Origin of the sequence: Streptomyces herbicida (assembly GCF_032656585.1) — a bacterium.
GTDB classification, from domain to species: Bacteria; Actinomycetota; Actinomycetes; order Streptomycetales; family Streptomycetaceae; genus Streptomyces; species Streptomyces herbicida.
Window position 1 is genome coordinate 40,929 of record NZ_JAUYWJ010000041.1, and the last position, 15,440, is coordinate 56,368.

Below are 15,440 nucleotides of genomic sequence, written 5' to 3' on the forward strand. Positions count from 1 at the left end.
CACTTTGTGTTTGGATCATCGGGCTGGCCAAAGGAAGATGCCCGCGATGTGGAGTCCGGCCAGGTAGATGGTCGCGGTCATTTCGTAGCGGGTGGCGTTCCCGCGCCACTGCTTCAGACGGTTGAAGCACCGTTCACGGGCCATCAACAGGCTCAAGAACTCCCGTGCCGTTGCGACGCGGTATGACAAGCGCGGCTACGTCTTCCTCGGCACGGTGACCGCAGCGTCGCTGGCTATCTGGCTGAGGTCATGACCGCTCGACAGCCGCTACTGGTCGGCGCGGCCGTGGAGCCACGCGCGGGACCAGGAGCGAAGCGCTTGACCCTCACGTGGCGTCATGCCGCATGGTCGGTCGCATGGAGGAACACCTGACCGTGGGACGCGTGGCCGAGCTGGCCGGCGTGAGCGTCCGCACGCTGCATCACTACGACGACATTGGCCTCGTGCGACCGTCCGCGCGGACCGCGGTCGGGTACCGGGCGTACTCCGCGGGCGACGTGGAGCGGCTGCGGGAGGTGCTCGGCTACAGGCGGCTGGGCTTCGGATTGCGCGAGATCGCAGATCTGGTGGACGACCCGGCCACCGACGCGGTCGCGCACCTGCGCCGGCTGCGCGGCCTGCTGCAGGAACAGCGCGACCGCGCTGCCGCCATGGTGATGGCCATCGACAAGGAACTGGAGGCACGAGCAATGGGGATCAAGACGACGCCGGAGGATCAACTGAAAGTGTTCGGGGCGCAATTGTACGAATCCATCGGGTCCGCCTACCCGGCGACGCGGCGCACCGAGCCGCGGATCGCCGCGAGGATCTGGGATGCGCTCGGGGACGCCCGGACAGTACTGAACATCGGGGCCGGCACCGGCTCCTACGAGCCCCCGGACCGCGCGGTCACGGCAGTGGAACCGTCAGCGGTGATGCGGGCGCAGCGTCCCGCGGGTGCGGCGCCGTGCGTGGCCGCCAGTGCGGAGCGCCTGCCGTTCGCTGACCAGTCCTTCGACGCTGCGATGGCGGTCAGCACCGTTCATCACTGGCCGGACCCGGTTGCTGGGCTGCGCGAGATGCGGCGGGTGGCCCGCCGCGTGGTGGTGTTCACGTACGACGCCAGTTCGACGGGCTGGCTTCAGCGGTTCTGGCTCACCCGCGACTACCTGCCTGAGTTCGCTGACCTTCTCGTCGACTGGCCTTCACTGGCTGACATGACACGCGCGATCGGGGGCCGCGCGGAGCCGGTGCTCATCCCGTGGGACTGCGCTGACGGCTTCTTCGAGGCCTACTGGCGCCGGCCAGAGGCGTACCTGGACGAAGGTGTGCGCCGCGCGGTATCGGTGTGGACCAGAGTCGGCACGCAGGCCGAGCAGCGGGCAGTGGACAGCCTCCGCGACGACCTTTCCTCGGGCCGGTGGGCCGAACGCAACCGGGACCTCGTCGCCCTCGACGCGGCAGAGCTGGGGCTGCGCCTGCTCGTGGCCTGAACGATCCCACGACGCGAGGCGATTGACGCTTGCCCAGTCCCCGATGTTCGTGGTCACCGCCTTCGCCGAGCAGCTGTCCTGGGCGCTCTACCGTCAGGCCGCACGCGTCGGCGTCGAGGCCGTCGTCTCAGCTTGGCCGGGCACAGCTTGTCGAGCAGGCTGGAGGCGTTGGAGACGAGTTCCCTCAGGAAAACGTCCGGCGGTCGACGGCAACATCCGCATGCATTCAATCAATACCGGTCAGGAACGCTCCTGTACGGCACCGGGGCGTTCCTGTTCGTAACGCGCTCGCACAACCACAGAAAGGGGCCCTCGCGCGTGGAAGTTGGTCGGTAGGGTCACGACTCGCGTTCGGACCTGTCGGGGGATATCGGATGAGTCATGACGACACGGCATCGTGTGCGGGGCTGGGGTGTCTTGGGCTGGTGCTGCTCAATGTCTGGGTCCCAGTGGGGTACCTGCTCGCCGCGCCGGTGACCGTGCCTGCGCTGCTCGCCGCTCAGTCGCCCGCGGTCCGCACGCCGTTCGCCGCTCCCTGGCTGCTGGTCGCTCTGGCCCTGCTCGTGGCGGCCCTCGTGACGTGGCGCGCCGGCCACCGTGGGCGGGTGCGGCCGTGGGTGCTGCTCGCCCAGTCCGCGGGGTTGGTCTCCCTGTCCGTCGTGGTGGCCCTGTGGGTGAGGTCGCGGATCGAGCCGCCCGCGCTGCGCATGGCCAAGGGGGACACCGACGGTGTCTGGACCTTGGTGTCGGAGGCTCAAACGCTGGCGGTCATGCTGGTGGCGGTGGTGTTCTTCCTCGTCGTCCGCAAGGTGAGCCCGGCGCCGCCGCCCCGGTGGGCCGCTGGGATGCACCCCGTCGGGCGGCGCTTCCCAAGTCCTGGCGAGATCTGGTTGTTCGAGCAGACCGCGAAGAGCGGTGAACGCAGACGCCGGCCCTGTCTGGTGATCGACCGCGATGAGGAACAGGCTCGCGTCCTGTGGTTCGACTGGCGGCCGAGCGAGACTCCCGGCGCCTCCGTGGCCGTGCTGGACGGCGCCTGGAACGCGGGGTGGAGCGGGGACACCAGGTGGGTGAACGTGCGCCGGCCGAGAGACGTGCCCCTGACCGACTGCAGCAGAATGCTGGGCCATTGCCCCTTCAAGACCTGGCGCCAGGTCCACAAGGCGGTCCGCGCCACGTCCGGGGGCCTTCGGCACCGGACTCCGGTGTCGTACCGGAACTCCGGGCGCCGACGGCCGCTGCGCCGGCCGGGTCGTGCCGCTCCCCGTCCTGCGATGGGGGACGGGCCCGGACCGTGGGCCCCGGAAGGCGCGGGCGCGGCCCAGGATCCGTCGGCGTACACCGCATCGCAGTGCCCGGGGCCCATGGCGGACGCTCCGGTACGGCGGATCCGGCGGCGTTTCCCGTGGATCGGCCGTCCGCCCGGGCGGCCCTGAAGGTGAGGGTCACGTGTCCGCGCGGCCTCACCCTCATCCCCTGTCCCCCACTCCGGACTGGCGTAGGTACCTGACATGCACGCTGTTGTCGACGTCTCGAACGTCTGCTGGTCCCAGGAGATCGGACCGGTCTCGAAACTTCCCTTCCTGCCTCGGCTGGACCGCGTCACCGAGGCGTGGCGCACGCTGCACGGGGACGGGACCGTGCTCGTGGCGGTCGCCGACCAGTCCCTGTTCCACCAGATACCCGAGGAACAGCGCGACGAGTTCGAGCGCCGACGCCGCCGCGGGGTCCTGCGGGTCGTACGCCAGGCCGATCCGGTGCTGCTCTCCCTCGCGCGGGAGCGCGACCTCCATGTCATCAGCCGGGATCGGTTCGTGGATCTGCGGCGGGCCCACCGCTGGATCGAGGAGCGGCCCGAGCGCTTCCACAGCTGGCGCCGGGACGGGGACGGACTGCGCTTCGTCCCCAGCGGCATCGTGCCGGTGTCGGGCCAGGCCAAGTCGCGGGCGGAGGAGGACAAGGAGCTGGTCCGCATCGGGCTGACGCGCCGCAAGGACATTCTGCGCTCGGTGTGGCGGTGCGACTCCCGCTGCCCGATCGCCCAGTTGTGGCCCGACGGCATCCGGCTGTGGCCGCAGCTGGACGTGCGGACGGGGCAGCCCGTGTGCCCCGAGGAACGCTGCGGTCGTCCGCTGGTGAGGGTGGGCGACCGCCGGCCCACACGTGAGGTGCTGATCGAGCGTCTCGACCGCGCCGAGGAGGACGCGGTGATCCTGCGTTTCCCGCTGGAGGCCGACAGTTGCCTGGAGATCGGTCGCGGGGCCCTCGCCCAGGGGATCAACCTCGACGGCATCGGCGCCGAGCACCGCGCCTCGGTGGCCCGGGTCAGCCGCAAGCACCTTCTGATCGAGGCGGATGCCGCTCTGGCGGTGTCGGTCAGGGATCTGGGGTCCTCGCACGGCACGGTGGTACGGCGGTGGGAGCACGACGCGCTGGGGCGTCCCCGTCCGCTGGCACCGGGCGAGCCGGTGCGCCTCGAGGGCCTGGACCAGGTGGTCCTCGCCGAAACGGTGGCTCTCAGGCTGTCCGGCCGTCGGCACACCCACCATCTGGTGACACCCGTCTTCGGTGAGGAGGGCGGCGCGAGGACCGTACTGGAGTGACGCCCACACCCGGCCGGAGCATATCCCTATTCAGGAGATTAATTCTGAAATATGCAGACTTCGTCCCTCACATCCGCTTCCGTGGCTAGGGTGCTGTGCGTGTTGGTGAGTCTGACGAGGGTGGGAGCGGCACGGCAGGCGCTGGCCAAGGGACTGGCGGTGCAGGGTGCCGATCGGGACGCGGTGGTGGCGGCCGTCGAGCGCGGCGGGCTCCCCGAACTGGGGTCCGGCAGGCTGCGGTTGCTGCCCGGCCGCCGTCATCCGGCGTTGCTTCAGCTGGTGACGCCGCCCGCGTGGTGGGGCACCCGGGGCGCGCGTGCCGACGGATTCGGCGTGCTGGCGGGCGCGATCGACGTCGTGGCCGACGCGGCGCGCAGGGCCGGCGGTGTCCTGACCGTGCCGGGCGTCTCGCTGGACGGGGCCGCGGTGCCCTCGGACGGCGACCTGTACTGGCTGGAGACGATCGATCCGGTGGAACGGGAGCTGCTGTACGGGCTGTTGCGCCGGCACTCCCCCGCGTTGATCGCGCTCGCCGGCCGCGGTTCCTTCTCCCGCGGCGGGCGCAGGGACCGCGTCGGCTCCCGGTGGCTCGCGGACTCCGGAGAGCATCTGGCGGCCCGGAACATCGGTCCGGTGACGGAACGCCATCTGGAGCGGGTGCGCGCCGAGTTGCGCCGACGGGACGGCATCGGCGACCTGGACCGCATGGACGTGGCGCCGGTCAAGGACGACGGCACCGTGCTGGTCCGCTGCCTCGACGCGCAGACCACGCTCGCCGAGGTCCGCGCGCACGTGCTGCTGCTCGACGCACTCGCCCTGCGGGCCCGCAGGCAGGCCAGGAAGGGCCACCGGTCCGAGTTCGTCCGGCAGGACCTGCTGGACGACAACCGCGCCCGCGCGGTCACCGAGGGACTGCGTGCCGCTTTCGTCGAGGACCGCGGTCCGAAGCCGGGCGCGGGCCGGAACGAGCAACGGCGGAGCGGTCAGCCGAGAGATCGCTCCGAGCGGCGCCGCCCCGCCCGGCAGGCCGCTCGGGCCCTCCTCGCCGACCTGGTGCCGGAGTTCGCCAAACTGGACGCGACCGCCGAAGAGCTCGCGCCGCTGCTGAGTCTGGTCGACCTGCCGGGCCGCACCCGGCCGCCGAGCGGGCAGGACCTGCTGCGGTGTGACACCGGCGGCCGTCCGCTGTCCGACACTCTCCGCGCGGGCCTCACGGACACCCGGCCGGGAGGCCCGCTGCTGCCGATGATCGTCGGCAGCCACCCCGGAAGCGCCGCCCTCATGCTCCAGGCCTGGGGCCAGGCCCTCAGCACAGGCGAACCGCTACGGGAACGCCGTGGGCCGGACGAGCCGGGCCGGGCCGGACCGCGCCGCGGGAACGGGCCGCACTCGAACCGGCGCCGACGGCCGGCCGACAGGACGCCGGACGCGGCACCGGACGGCCGCCGCGACCAGAGACCGACACGGGGAGGGAAGCAGCAGTGACCATCGCACCGCCCCGGATCCCCACGGGGGACGTGGAGGTCGTCCTCGACCTGCGGGAGGCCGATCTCGGCCTGACCAGCGCCCAGGCCCACGGCGAGTTGTGGCGGCAGCTGGAGCCGACCCTGCTGGGGCGCCCGCTGCGGACCGGCGTCCCCTTCCGGTGGGAGTCGCCCACCGGGGACATCGTCCTGGAGGTCCTGCGCTGCGCCGCGGGCGTCACGCTCGTCCGCGAGGACACCTGCTTCGACATCGTCGCCGTACGCGAACGCCCGGATCTCACCCGCACGGCCTGCGCGGTCTGCGCCGGAGGCGGGCACGCCGCGTACGGGGCCTTCACCTGCGAGCCGTGCGAGAAGCAGCAAGCGCCCTCGCGCCTGTGCGACGACCATGTGGTCCTCCTGGACGGGGCCCTGACCGCCACCTGCACGGCCCATCACCCGTCCTGCGCGGAGTGCCGGCGACCGGCGTCATTCCGCTGCGCGGGGCCCGGCTGCGCAGCGGCGACGGCCTGGTGCGACGCGCACCGCCATCCCCATCCCGCCGACCCGGACCTGGACTACTGCCCGGCCTGTCACCGGCGCCAGTTCCCCGTCTGTGAGCAGGCGGGCTGCCGTGGCGCGGGCCAGGTCCGGTGCGACTGGGCGGACCCCGCGGGCAAGCCCTGCGGCCGGCAGGTCTGCTCCCGGCACGTCCACCGCTGGCAGGTCTTCGGCCACGAGAAGGTCGGTCTGGGCCTGTGCCAGGACCACCACCGGACCCCGCGCACCGCCCCCGCGCCCGAACTGGTACGGCAGATCGTGGCCACTGCCGTACGGCGGCGGGGCGGCGCCCGGGTGTCGCTGGCGCTGCTGGGACACAACCTGCGCAACACCGGCCACCGCGAACTCGCCGTGGACTATCGCGGGATACACGCCCTGCTGCGGCGGCTCGCCGACGACTCAGGTCGCGGCAACACCGCCCGCCGGCTGGCGGAGCAGGTGCGCCGGGCGGAGCCCGACTGGCAGCGCGAGCTCGCCCGGCTCGGCGACACCGCGTCGGAGGGCCGCCGATTGTTCGAACGGCTGCGCGCACTGGTGCGCGAACAGGAGGCGGGCCGAGCGGAGATCGCGGACGCCCTGCGGTTCGTGGAGTACAAGGCCCCGCGCACACGCGACGGCGTGACGGAGCGTCAGGGCCTGCTCTTCGTCGATCTGCCACAACACCTGCGCGGGCGGTTCATCGGCGGCAAAGGCGCGCATGTGGCCCGATACCGGCAGGCACTGGGCGTGGACGTGAGGTTCGAGGGCGATCGGAGCCGACGATGAGGGGGACGACGACGGATCCGCGACTCACCCGGGGCGTGGTAGTACCGGCGGGCGGAGTCCTCACCGGGACCCGGGTCGGGGTGTGCGGGGCGGAGTGGGAGCGTGCCGTCGGGCCGTCCGCAGGAGAGCGGTACCGGGTCCTGAGCGTGGGTGCCGGGTACGACGCCACGGCCGTGGCCGTCGAGGTCGTACCCCTGGCTGACGTGCCGTCGGGGCTGCTCGCGGTGCCCGAGGACCTGGCCAGGGCGACGGACTTCGACGCCGTCGATCCCGGCGCGTGGCGGATGGAGGCCGCACCGGTGGTGGCGGCGCGCTCGGTGCAGCTGGAGTCGCCCACCGAGCGTTCCCTGGAGGAAGCCGGCCGGGAGCTGGCGTCGGCCGGGCTGGCGGGCCGGGCGTTGTGGGTGCCCGCCGACGACCAGGAGATGTGGCTCCGGACGGACTCGGTGCCGTATCGCGTACGGCAGTTCGACGCCGGCGGACGGCGCGAGGTGATCGTCACCATCGAGGAACGCACCGCGGTCGACCTGTTCGTGCCCGGCGCCCGCAGCGGTGTCGACATCGTGGTCCTGGCGGACTGCAGTGGCTCGATGAAGTGCGAGGACATCGTCCCGTTCGCCGAGTACGCGGCCGCGACCGCCACTACCTCGCGCTGGCGCGGTCTGATCGGCTCGCGCACCCGCGCGTCACGGGGCGGTCTGAGCCGGATGCGCGCGTTGCAGGAGGCGTTGCGCCATCTGCTGGAGGTGCGTCTCCAGGCGGGAGGCCGGGTGTCGCGGATCGCACTGCTGGAGTTCACCCACCACACCCGCCAGATCTTCCCGCCGGGCGGCGGCATGGCCCAGATCGACGCGGGCACCCCCGCGGAGGCCGACCTGTTCCGCAACGCCCTCGGCGTGCTCAAGGCCCAGAACGCGGGCACCGACATCGGCAACGCGCTGCACGAGGCCGCCAACCTGCTCTACCACCACCACAAGCCGGGCAACGAGAAGCTGATCGTGCTGGTCAGCGACGGCGCGCACTGGACGCCCAAGGGCGAGCAGGGCTCGGGCGAGGTACTGATGGCCACCGAGGAGCCGGTCAGCCTCATGGAGCACCTGCACGCCGACACAGGCATCCGGCTGCACGCCATCGGCATCAGCACCCCGCAGCTGTACCAGGACTGGCTGACCGGCGCCCAGGTGCAGGACCACGTCTCGCTGCGTCCCGACCACGCGCTGCTCGCCGAACTGGTCAAGGTCGGAGGAGGCGACCCGGCGGCCGTCGGCGGCTCCGAGGTGCTCGACGAGTACTTCTCCGGCCTCGGCGCCGGCATGACCCGGCGCGTCCAGGTGACCCGGGCCCGGAGCGCCGGACTGCCCGCCGCGACCGCGGAGGCGCTCAAGGAGTGGCGGGACCGGCTCGCGCACACCACCGGACACCCGCCGCCCCCGGACGAGGGTCCCGGCCGGGAGGCGGCCCGCGAGCGGCTGTCCCTGGCCGCCAGTCGCTGCGCGGAGGCGGCGCAGACCGCGCTGCGCACCCCGCTGCTGGACCTGATGCGGGTGCGGGACGCCATCGACCGCGGCCTGGAGGGCGAGCACGGCGTGCCCGACCCGCGCGCGTTCGTCCGCACCGTCGGACGGGCGCTGCCGAGCCAACGGCCCGACGGCGCCGCCGTGCCCGTAGCGGTGCGGCCTCATCTGCACGAGACGGAGCGATTCCTGACCGGGCTCGCGCAGGAGTTCGACCGTGTCACGGCCACCGGTCCGGGACCGGACACGGCCTGGGTGGTGGGCCGCTGCGACCTGCTCGCGGAGCTACTGGAGTCCCTGACCGCGGCGTTGGAGGCCGTTCCGGCGGCCGTCCCGGACCCGGTGCCGGCCGGTGGCGGACTGCCGAACCGGCAGGTGCCCGTCGACGAGGACCCGTACGACGTGCAGGCGGCGCTCGGCACCGCGGGCGTGGGGGCGGGGGCGGGGGCGGGAGGGATGTCCGTCTCGACCGGGCTCACCTTCCGTCTGAGGGAGTGAGACGTGCACGTGCAGAGGACGCCCAACGAGCCCGGCATGCGCGTGGGGAGCCGGGAGAACCCCGATCAGTACACGTTGGAGCACCGCATCGGGGTGGCGAGCGCGGAAGGCGAGTGCTGGCGGGCCCGTCGCGTCGACCGGAACGGCCAGGTGTCGTGGTGGATGGTGAAGGTTCTCACCGCGCACAAGGACGACGACGACCTGCGGCGCTGGCAGTCCCGCTGGGAGGACTGCGTCCATGACGCGAACCGTCTGGCGATCGGCGGCCTGATCGCGCCCCTCGTCCTGGTGGGACCAGCGCCGCACCCGCCCGGCGCCGCCACGAAGACCCTCTGCTCCTACCTGGTGTCCCGCTGGTTCGACGGCTGCGAACTGCGCGAATGGGCGGCCCGCGGCCCCGATCCCCTGGCAGCCGCGGACGTTCTTGTGCAGCTGTGCTCCATCGTGGACCGGATACACGACAGCGGCTGGGTGCACGGGGACGTCTCGGCACGCAATGTCATGGTGGGCCAGGACGGCTCGATCCAGCTGATCGACCTCACCTTCCTGCACCAGGCGGGACGGCGGCGGCAGACCCTCGTCTACTCCCCCGGACACGTCGCACCGGAACGGGAGCTGGACATGTACCTCCTCACCGTCGAGGGCGAACGCTACGCGATCGGCGCGGTGGCCCGGACCGCGCTGCTCGGCAGGCCGACCGCACTGCCAAGCGCAGGAGGCGGGGCCGACGCGCAGTTCCGGAACGAGCTGCTGCAGGCGGGTTTCTCGGTGGAGGTCGCCGCCCACGCTGCCCGGCCACTCTCAGACCACCCGGCTGACCGGCCGCGCCTGCTGCCGTGGGCGAGGAGACTCGCGGAGTTGCTGCAAGCGGGCGGGCGTCCCGCACGGCACTGCTGCGTGGACGTGCTCGCCGACGGCGGCGACGGTCTGGTCGTCGTCGCGGGCGGCGTGGCGGGCTTGGAGTACCTGCGGGTGCCCGGTCCCGGCCGGGGCACCCCGGACACGCTCCTGCCGCCCTTCGCCGACGCTCCCCGTTCACTGCGTGAGGTGGCCACCCGCCGCACGGGTACGGGACAGCCGGTGATCGCCGCCCTGGATGTGGTCGGGACCCTGCACATCGGCACGGCCACCGGCTGGAGCAAGGCCTGCGACGATGCTGAAGGAATCGCCGTCACCCGCTCCGCGTCGGGGGATGTCGTCGTGTGGACCGCGCACGACAGGGCGTTGTACGCGGTGCACTGCCCGGCGGAGGGCGGTGAGCTGGACATCCGCCCGGTGACCGGCTCCTCGGCGAGTCGGGTGCTCGCGGCGGCCCATGACATCGACGGCAGCGTCGGAGTGCTGGTCGAGGACAGTGGTGCCCTGGTGTGTCTGCGACTGCACCCTGGCCTGGATCCCGTACGGGAGACCGTCCCGGTCGGCCTGACGAACCGGGGCTCACTCGCACTGAACCGGTGGGGGCATCTGGAGGCCGTGCTCACCCGCCGGGACGGACAGCCCGTGCGCGCCGAACAGGACACCGGGATCTGGGAGCTCGAAACGCTCCCGGACATGAACGGCGTCCAGGACGTGACGGCCGTCGGCCACCGCGGCGGACCGACGCTGGCCCTCGCCGGCCCTGCAGGCATTCGAGTGCTCACCCATGGCGCCGGAGGTTCGGAATGGCACCTCCTGAAGGACTCCGCCTCCGCGACACGGGTGCGCGTCGCGGAGGGGCCCGGCTGGCGGTTGTGTGTTGCGGCCGTGGTGGACGGTACGGCACGTCTGTGGTTCGAGAAGGTCACGCGCAACGGCTGGGACCGTCACGCAGTTCTCGTGTGATCTGTCCAGACCGACAGCCCGTCACAGCAGTGCGATCCGGTAGGCAAGGTGGGCCGTCTCGGGGCAGGCGTCGGTGAACCGGGCCAGGAGGTCTCGGCGCTCGGTTCTGTCGCCCGACACGGCACGGACCTGTACCAGGGCATGGCGATGGCGTGCCTCGTCGCGGCGGACCGGTACCACCACCTGGCGCAGGAGATACGGCCGGCGTTGCAGCGCGGCAACGTCGTCGTGTGCGACCGGTACATCGCCTCGTCGCTGGTACTCCAGGTCATCGACGGTCTCCCCGTGACGCGGTGTGGGAGCTCAATCGGCACGCCGGACTGCCGGACCTTTCGGTGTTCCTCACTGCACACCCGGACGTCATCGCGGACCGGCTTGCCCGGCGCGGCCCGCACAGCCGCTACGAGCGGCTACCCGGCGGCAGCTTGACCGAGTTCGCACTTTTCGCCGAAGCCGCTACGTTCCTCACTGACCGCGGCGCCCGCGTCCTCGACCTGGACACGACCGCCACCGATTCGGAAAGCCTCGCGCGCACCATCGCGAGTGAGATCATCACAATGCAGACCAGGGGCCGCCTCGATGGAAGTGCTTCGAGGCGGTCGCCGTCGGCGTCGAGAAGCGGCACCAGGTCCTCGGCTCCAAAGAACAGGAAGACATCGGACTCGTCGCCGTCGTGGTAGCGCGGCAGACCGAGGTCGGTCTTGCGGGTGATCGAAGGGGCCGTTGCCGATGCCGGAGTCGTACGACAGTTCCAGCCGGGGACCGAAGTCGGACCGCCCCGGGCTGGTGACGACTGGGACGGACAACGTCCCCGTGCCGTTGGCGGAGTTGGCGGCGAACTTCTCCCCGATGCCGCGCACCGCACCGCCACCCTTGGGCAGTGTCACCGCCGGCGGAACCGAGAGACCGGCCAGGCCCCCGGCACCCTCACCACCGGAGCCAGTCCCGCGCACGCCAACATCGCCCCTGTCCCCCGATATGACCCAAGGCAGGGCCAGTATGGCGGCCAGCTGCTGATCAATTCCGCCCTTATCAGAAAATTCCTCGACCTCATGAGTCTGTCCCGAACGCCCCGCCCCACCACGCCAGACCACAGGTGCTCCAGCAGTAACGGCACAAGCAGCCCAGACGCTCGTTCGACAGGCCCAATTCCCGATGGACCCAGGGGTCAGCCCTGGTGGGAACGGTCGGCAGCGGGAGGCAGGACGCCTCGCGTGTGCGTTCCAGGACCCGGTACACCGTCCCCCGGCTGACGGGGTACAGCTCGGCGAGGTCGGCGACGGTGTAGTCACCGGTGGCGTGCTCTTTGAGGAGGTGAGCCCTCGTCGGCAGCGGCCCGGTAGGGAGCGTAGGCTGAGATCATGAGCACGTGTGAGCGGGTGATCGTGTCCCCTCAAGGCGATTTCACCTGGGTCACCATGAATCATCCCGAGCGCAGGAACGCCCTGAGCTGGGAGATGCTGCGAGAGCTGCACAAATCCCTGACCGAGGTGGCCGGCTCCCGAGCCACGGGGATCGTGCTGGCGGCCACGGGACCGGTGTTCAGTTCCGGGCACGACTTCGCTGACGTGCTGGCAATGGACGTTAAGGGCGCCCGCGAGCTGCTGCAGTTGTGCACCAACGTGATGCAGCTGGTCGAGTCCGTCCCCCAGGTCGTGGTGGCCCGCGTGCAGGGGCTGGCCACGGCCGCCGGGTGTCAGCTCGTGGCGTCCTGCGACCTGGCCGTGGCAGGTGACCGTGCCGGGTTCGCCCTGCCCGGCGGCAAGGGGGGCTGGTTCTGCCACACCCCTGCCGTGCCGGTGGCCCGCTCCATCGGACGCAAACGGCTCATGGAGATGGCCCTGACCGGTGACGTGATCGACGCCCGCACCGCCCTGGACTGGGGACTGATCAACCAAGTCGTACCCGACAGCGAGCTGGACACAGCGGTCGAGGAACTCCTCACCCGCGCCACCCGCGGCAGCGCGGCCAGCAAGGCACTGGGCAAACGCACCCTGTATGCGCAACTGGACCGCCCTGAAGCAGACGCCTACGACATCGCTTGCCAGGTCATGGCCGATTCCTCCCAGACCCCGGCAGCCCGTGAAGGCATCGCCTCCTTCCTCGATAAACGCCCACCCCACTGGCCCGAATAGCACCAATGTCGGCCGACGACACGCAGTTCGGCTGCCGGAGAGGTGCTCTGGACACGGGCAGGAAGGGACGCGGACACCGCAGATGCCATGCTCGGCATGCCCAGCGGATACGCCGGCACGTGCCGGCTGCCAGTCCGGGGAGAAGGTGCACCCTGCTGCCGGCGGGCCGCGATGCCGGGCGCGGCCGACGGGGCAATCGACCGGCGCACCCCGTCCGGGTCGGAAAAAAAGGGACGCGCGGCTGCGCCTGTCAGTGGCCGGTTGGACGCCACCGCCAGCGGCCACTGCTGCCCTGCGGCACGCTGCGCCGCCCGCTCATGCCGCCGAAGCCGGGGGCGGTCGTGGGCGCCGGCGGCTGGGGCACCGCGGAGCGCTCTTGAGCGGGTCGGGTCTTCTCGTCAGGCCCAGCGGGCCTGCAAGTGCCGCAGGAGGATGGCCGCCGCAGCCGGCGCGGCTTTGACGAAACCCAGAAACGGGCCAAAGTCCTGTGCGGCTGCGAAGCCGGTGAGATAGAGGCCGGGAACGGTGGTCTGGAAGTTCTCGTCCAATACCGGGAACCCGTTGCGGGTGGCGATCTGCTCCAGCAGACCGGCCAGGTAGGGGACCCGCGCCAGATCGGGTGCATACCCGGTGGCGAACACCACCTGATCAGCTGTCAGAGTGTCTGAGTTGGACAGCGTGACATGCACGGTGTCACCGGTCGCACCTCCGCCGACGCGGACGACATCGGTGTCCGGCCACACCTGCACCACCGCGGGGTCCAGCCGGGCAGGCAGCCACGGTTCCAGAGTCGCCCGTCCGGCCCGCCAGCACCGCATGACGATCGCCTCCCGCTCCGTGGCCGCCAGCCGACGCCACCACCCGGTGACCTGCAGGGTGCTGTCGATGTAGTCGTCGAAGAACGCCCAGCTCACCGGCTCGAAACGCGGAACGGGATGGCGGTGGACGATGTCGACGTGTTCGGCATCGTGCTCGGCCAGCAAGGCCGCCCACTCGTATGCGCTCTGCCGACCTCCGACGATCAGCACACGTCGGCCCGCCAGGTCGTCGAAACGGACCAGGTCACAGCTATGGGCCGCTCGACGGGCCGGCACACCGGCCGCCCACGCAGGCAACTGCCGGAAATAGCAGACACCAGGAGCGGCGACCACGACCTCGGCACGCACCCGTCCGCCATCGGCGAGTTCCGCTTCGAACCCCGTCTCCCGGCGCGCGATGTGTTGCACCAGTCCGGGCCGTACCGGCACCTGCTTGACGCGGCGGAACCACTCGCCGTACTCACGAAACAGTTCCACGGGGACGGGGAGGACCTCGTCACCGGTCAGCCCCTGCTCTTCCAGGTAGGCCCGAAGTGTGTGCACTCCCGCGGCGTCCAGATGCCAGTCGACCCCCGAGCGCAACAGCATCCCGTCAGGCATGTGCTCATGCCAAAAACCCATCGGCCGCCCGACCACCTGCGCGTCAATGCCGTAATCGCGGGCGAGGGCGGCCGCTGAGAGTCCGAACGGTCCCGCACCAACGACGAGCACATTGGTGGAGAGAGTTTCGTCCATGTCAGCTCCCTTCCGGCCTGCACATCCGCGAACACCGGCGGGTGCGTGTGACGCGGCCGACCCAGGACACCTCATGGCCCTCAGCCCCGGGCCTGTCCTCTGCAGACCCGGCAGGGTCCGCCCCGGCCGAGACACTCCGTTCCCTCCCGCCATTGCACCGCACACGGCGCGCGCGAGCATCACGGCCGTCGCGGACCGGCATCCGACGAGACCGTGACGGGCTGATCAGCAGCCCGGTGTCCCGTACCACCCGGGAATGTGCTCCATCCCGCGCGTTTCTCTGAGCCGCGCTGAGTCACTGGCCCCGTGGCCAGGGGGTTCTCCCTCTTTGGTGAGCACAACGACTGTGTCACCGGGTGCCGGGTTCGCATCCGATGCCGTTGATCGGCGGCGCGATCTCGATCGCGATCTGCCGGGCCGTCTCCGCCGTCAGGCAGCGGCGGCGAGCGTGGCGGTTCTCCTCCTCGCTGTGTCCGTGGTCGCCGCCCGCCACCACCTTGGTCCCCGCGTTCGTCCCATGCACGTAGACGGCTGGCATCAGCCGCTCAGCCAGTACCTCGGGCGTCAGGTCCTGCCGTCCGCCAGTCACCGAGGCGACCGCCTTCAGGCAGCCGGCGCGCAGCGCGGCCTCCTTGAGCATGTCGATCAGCGGCACCCTGTTCCGGCGGTGGGCGACCTCGGCTTTGACCCGGCGCAGGTTGCGCGGCTCCTCCTGGGCCTCCGGGGCGGTGGACTTGATCACATCGGCCTTTGCGCTTTTGATCTCCACCCAGTCCAGTTCCGGCAGGACCGCATCGAGCTCGGCCAAGGCCTCGCTCAGCTGCGCTCGCAGCGAGCCGGTATAGACCATGAGACCAACCGTCGTTGGATCTTGGGTGTGCAGCTCCGCTACAACTACCGGGCCTACCCGGACGCCTCCCAGCGCCGCGCGCTGGCCAGTGCGTTCGGCTGTGCCCGCGTGGTGTGGAACGACTGCCTGCGCGACCGCAAAGAAGCCCACGCTGCAGGCCTGCCGTACGTGAAATCGGCAGAGCTGTCCCGGCTTCGCATCACCC

At 71.2% G+C, this 15,440-nt stretch carries 13 protein-coding genes and 2 pseudogenes; 11 read left to right on the forward strand and 4 right to left on the reverse strand.

What is annotated here, in order from left to right:
• Positions 1 to 136 precede the first annotated feature (136 nt).
• The 8 genes and pseudogenes from Q8A52_RS46230 to Q8A52_RS46265 all read left to right on the forward strand — a co-directional run.
• Positions 137 to 253 (forward strand): annotated as a pseudogene (locus tag Q8A52_RS46230) (IS5/IS1182 family transposase); the annotation flags it as partial.
• A gap of 103 nt (positions 254 to 356) precedes the next feature.
• Entirely contained in the window at positions 357 to 1,472 is a 1,116-nt protein-coding gene (locus Q8A52_RS46235) for a methyltransferase domain-containing protein (RefSeq protein WP_316764179.1), read from the forward strand.
• Positions 1,473 to 1,846: 374 nt separating this feature from the next.
• On the forward strand, positions 1,847 to 2,908 hold the full coding sequence (locus tag Q8A52_RS46240) for a hypothetical protein (RefSeq protein WP_316764182.1): 1,062 nt from the start codon (positions 1,847 to 1,849) through the stop codon (positions 2,906 to 2,908).
• A gap of 75 nt (positions 2,909 to 2,983) precedes the next feature.
• Positions 2,984 to 4,075 (forward strand): FHA domain-containing protein, encoded by a 1,092-nt coding sequence (locus tag Q8A52_RS46245; protein ID WP_316764185.1) that lies wholly within the window; start codon positions 2,984 to 2,986, stop codon positions 4,073 to 4,075.
• A 99-nt stretch (positions 4,076 to 4,174) separates the two neighbouring features.
• On the forward strand, positions 4,175 to 5,560 hold the full coding sequence (locus Q8A52_RS46250) for a hypothetical protein (RefSeq protein WP_316764187.1): 1,386 nt from the start codon (positions 4,175 to 4,177) through the stop codon (positions 5,558 to 5,560).
• Complete coding sequence (locus Q8A52_RS46255) at positions 5,557 to 6,864, forward strand: hypothetical protein (protein ID WP_316764190.1); 1,308 nt, start codon at positions 5,557 to 5,559, stop codon at positions 6,862 to 6,864. The genes Q8A52_RS46250 and Q8A52_RS46255 overlap by 4 nt, the downstream gene beginning before the upstream one ends.
• A complete protein-coding gene (locus tag Q8A52_RS46260) occupies positions 6,861 to 8,876 on the forward strand; it encodes a vWA domain-containing protein (RefSeq protein ID WP_316764192.1) in 2,016 nt (671 codons plus the stop codon). Before Q8A52_RS46255 ends, Q8A52_RS46260 begins: the two co-directional genes overlap by 4 nt.
• A 3-nt stretch (positions 8,877 to 8,879) precedes the next feature.
• A complete protein-coding gene (locus Q8A52_RS46265; protein ID WP_316764195.1) occupies positions 8,880 to 10,697 on the forward strand; it encodes a serine/threonine-protein kinase in 1,818 nt (605 codons plus the stop codon).
• 21 nt (positions 10,698 to 10,718) lie between these two features.
• Here the strand turns inward: Q8A52_RS46265 and Q8A52_RS46270 are convergent, their stop codons facing one another.
• Complete coding sequence (locus tag Q8A52_RS46270) at positions 10,719 to 10,880, reverse strand: hypothetical protein (protein ID WP_316764212.1); 162 nt, start codon at positions 10,878 to 10,880, stop codon at positions 10,719 to 10,721.
• Here Q8A52_RS46270 and Q8A52_RS46275 point away from each other — a divergent pair.
• Complete coding sequence (locus Q8A52_RS46275; protein WP_316764209.1) at positions 10,845 to 11,126, forward strand: dTMP kinase; 282 nt, start codon at positions 10,845 to 10,847, stop codon at positions 11,124 to 11,126. The genes Q8A52_RS46270 and Q8A52_RS46275 overlap by 36 nt on opposite strands.
• On the opposite strand, the pseudogene Q8A52_RS49385 reads toward Q8A52_RS46275, so the two are convergent.
• Positions 11,098 to 12,124 (reverse strand): annotated as a pseudogene (locus tag Q8A52_RS49385) (SpvB/TcaC N-terminal domain-containing protein). The gene Q8A52_RS46275 and the pseudogene Q8A52_RS49385 sit on opposite strands and share 29 nt — an antisense overlap.
• Between Q8A52_RS49385 and Q8A52_RS46280 the strand changes: the two are divergent.
• Positions 12,059 to 12,832 (forward strand): enoyl-CoA hydratase-related protein, encoded by a 774-nt coding sequence (locus tag Q8A52_RS46280; RefSeq protein WP_316764198.1) that lies wholly within the window; start codon positions 12,059 to 12,061, stop codon positions 12,830 to 12,832. The pseudogene Q8A52_RS49385 and the gene Q8A52_RS46280 overlap by 66 nt on opposite strands.
• Before the next feature lie 398 nt (positions 12,833 to 13,230).
• Here the strand turns inward: Q8A52_RS46280 and Q8A52_RS46285 are convergent, their stop codons facing one another.
• Both Q8A52_RS46285 and Q8A52_RS46290 read right to left on the reverse strand, forming a co-directional pair.
• Positions 13,231 to 14,385, reverse strand: a complete 1,155-nt coding sequence (locus tag Q8A52_RS46285) for an NAD(P)-binding domain-containing protein (RefSeq protein ID WP_316764200.1) — start codon at positions 14,383 to 14,385, stop codon at positions 13,231 to 13,233.
• Positions 14,386 to 14,734: 349 nt separating this feature from the next.
• Positions 14,735 to 15,235: a Tn3 family transposase gene (locus Q8A52_RS46290; protein WP_316764203.1), complete on the reverse strand. Its 501-nt coding sequence runs from the start codon at positions 15,233 to 15,235 to the stop codon at positions 14,735 to 14,737.
• Between the two features lie 27 nt (positions 15,236 to 15,262).
• On the opposite strand from Q8A52_RS46290, the gene Q8A52_RS46295 reads away from it, so the two are divergent.
• Positions 15,263 to 15,440, forward strand: a 178-nt coding sequence (locus Q8A52_RS46295) for a helix-turn-helix domain-containing protein (RefSeq protein WP_316764210.1), incomplete at its 3' end; no start/stop codon positions are given.

Excerpts from the sequence above, each read along its gene's own strand:
- Q8A52_RS46235 (WP_316764179.1), top strand. The coding sequence starts at position 357 with ATGGAGGAACACCTGACCGTGGGACGCGTGGCCGAGCTGGCCGGCGTG.
- Q8A52_RS46275 (WP_316764209.1), top strand. The coding sequence starts at position 10,845 with ATGGCGTGCCTCGTCGCGGCGGACCGGTACCACCACCTGGCGCAGGAG.
- Q8A52_RS46260 (WP_316764192.1), top strand. The coding sequence starts at position 6,861 with ATGAGGGGGACGACGACGGATCCGCGACTCACCCGGGGCGTGGTAGTA.
- Q8A52_RS46290 (WP_316764203.1), bottom strand. The coding sequence starts at position 15,235 with ATGGTCTATACCGGCTCGCTGCGAGCGCAGCTGAGCGAGGCCTTGGCC.
- Q8A52_RS46280 (WP_316764198.1), top strand. The coding sequence starts at position 12,059 with ATGAGCACGTGTGAGCGGGTGATCGTGTCCCCTCAAGGCGATTTCACC.
- Q8A52_RS46240 (WP_316764182.1), top strand. The coding sequence starts at position 1,847 with ATGAGTCATGACGACACGGCATCGTGTGCGGGGCTGGGGTGTCTTGGG.
- Q8A52_RS46245 (WP_316764185.1), top strand. The coding sequence starts at position 2,984 with ATGCACGCTGTTGTCGACGTCTCGAACGTCTGCTGGTCCCAGGAGATC.
- Q8A52_RS46285 (WP_316764200.1), bottom strand. The coding sequence starts at position 14,385 with ATGGACGAAACTCTCTCCACCAATGTGCTCGTCGTTGGTGCGGGACCG.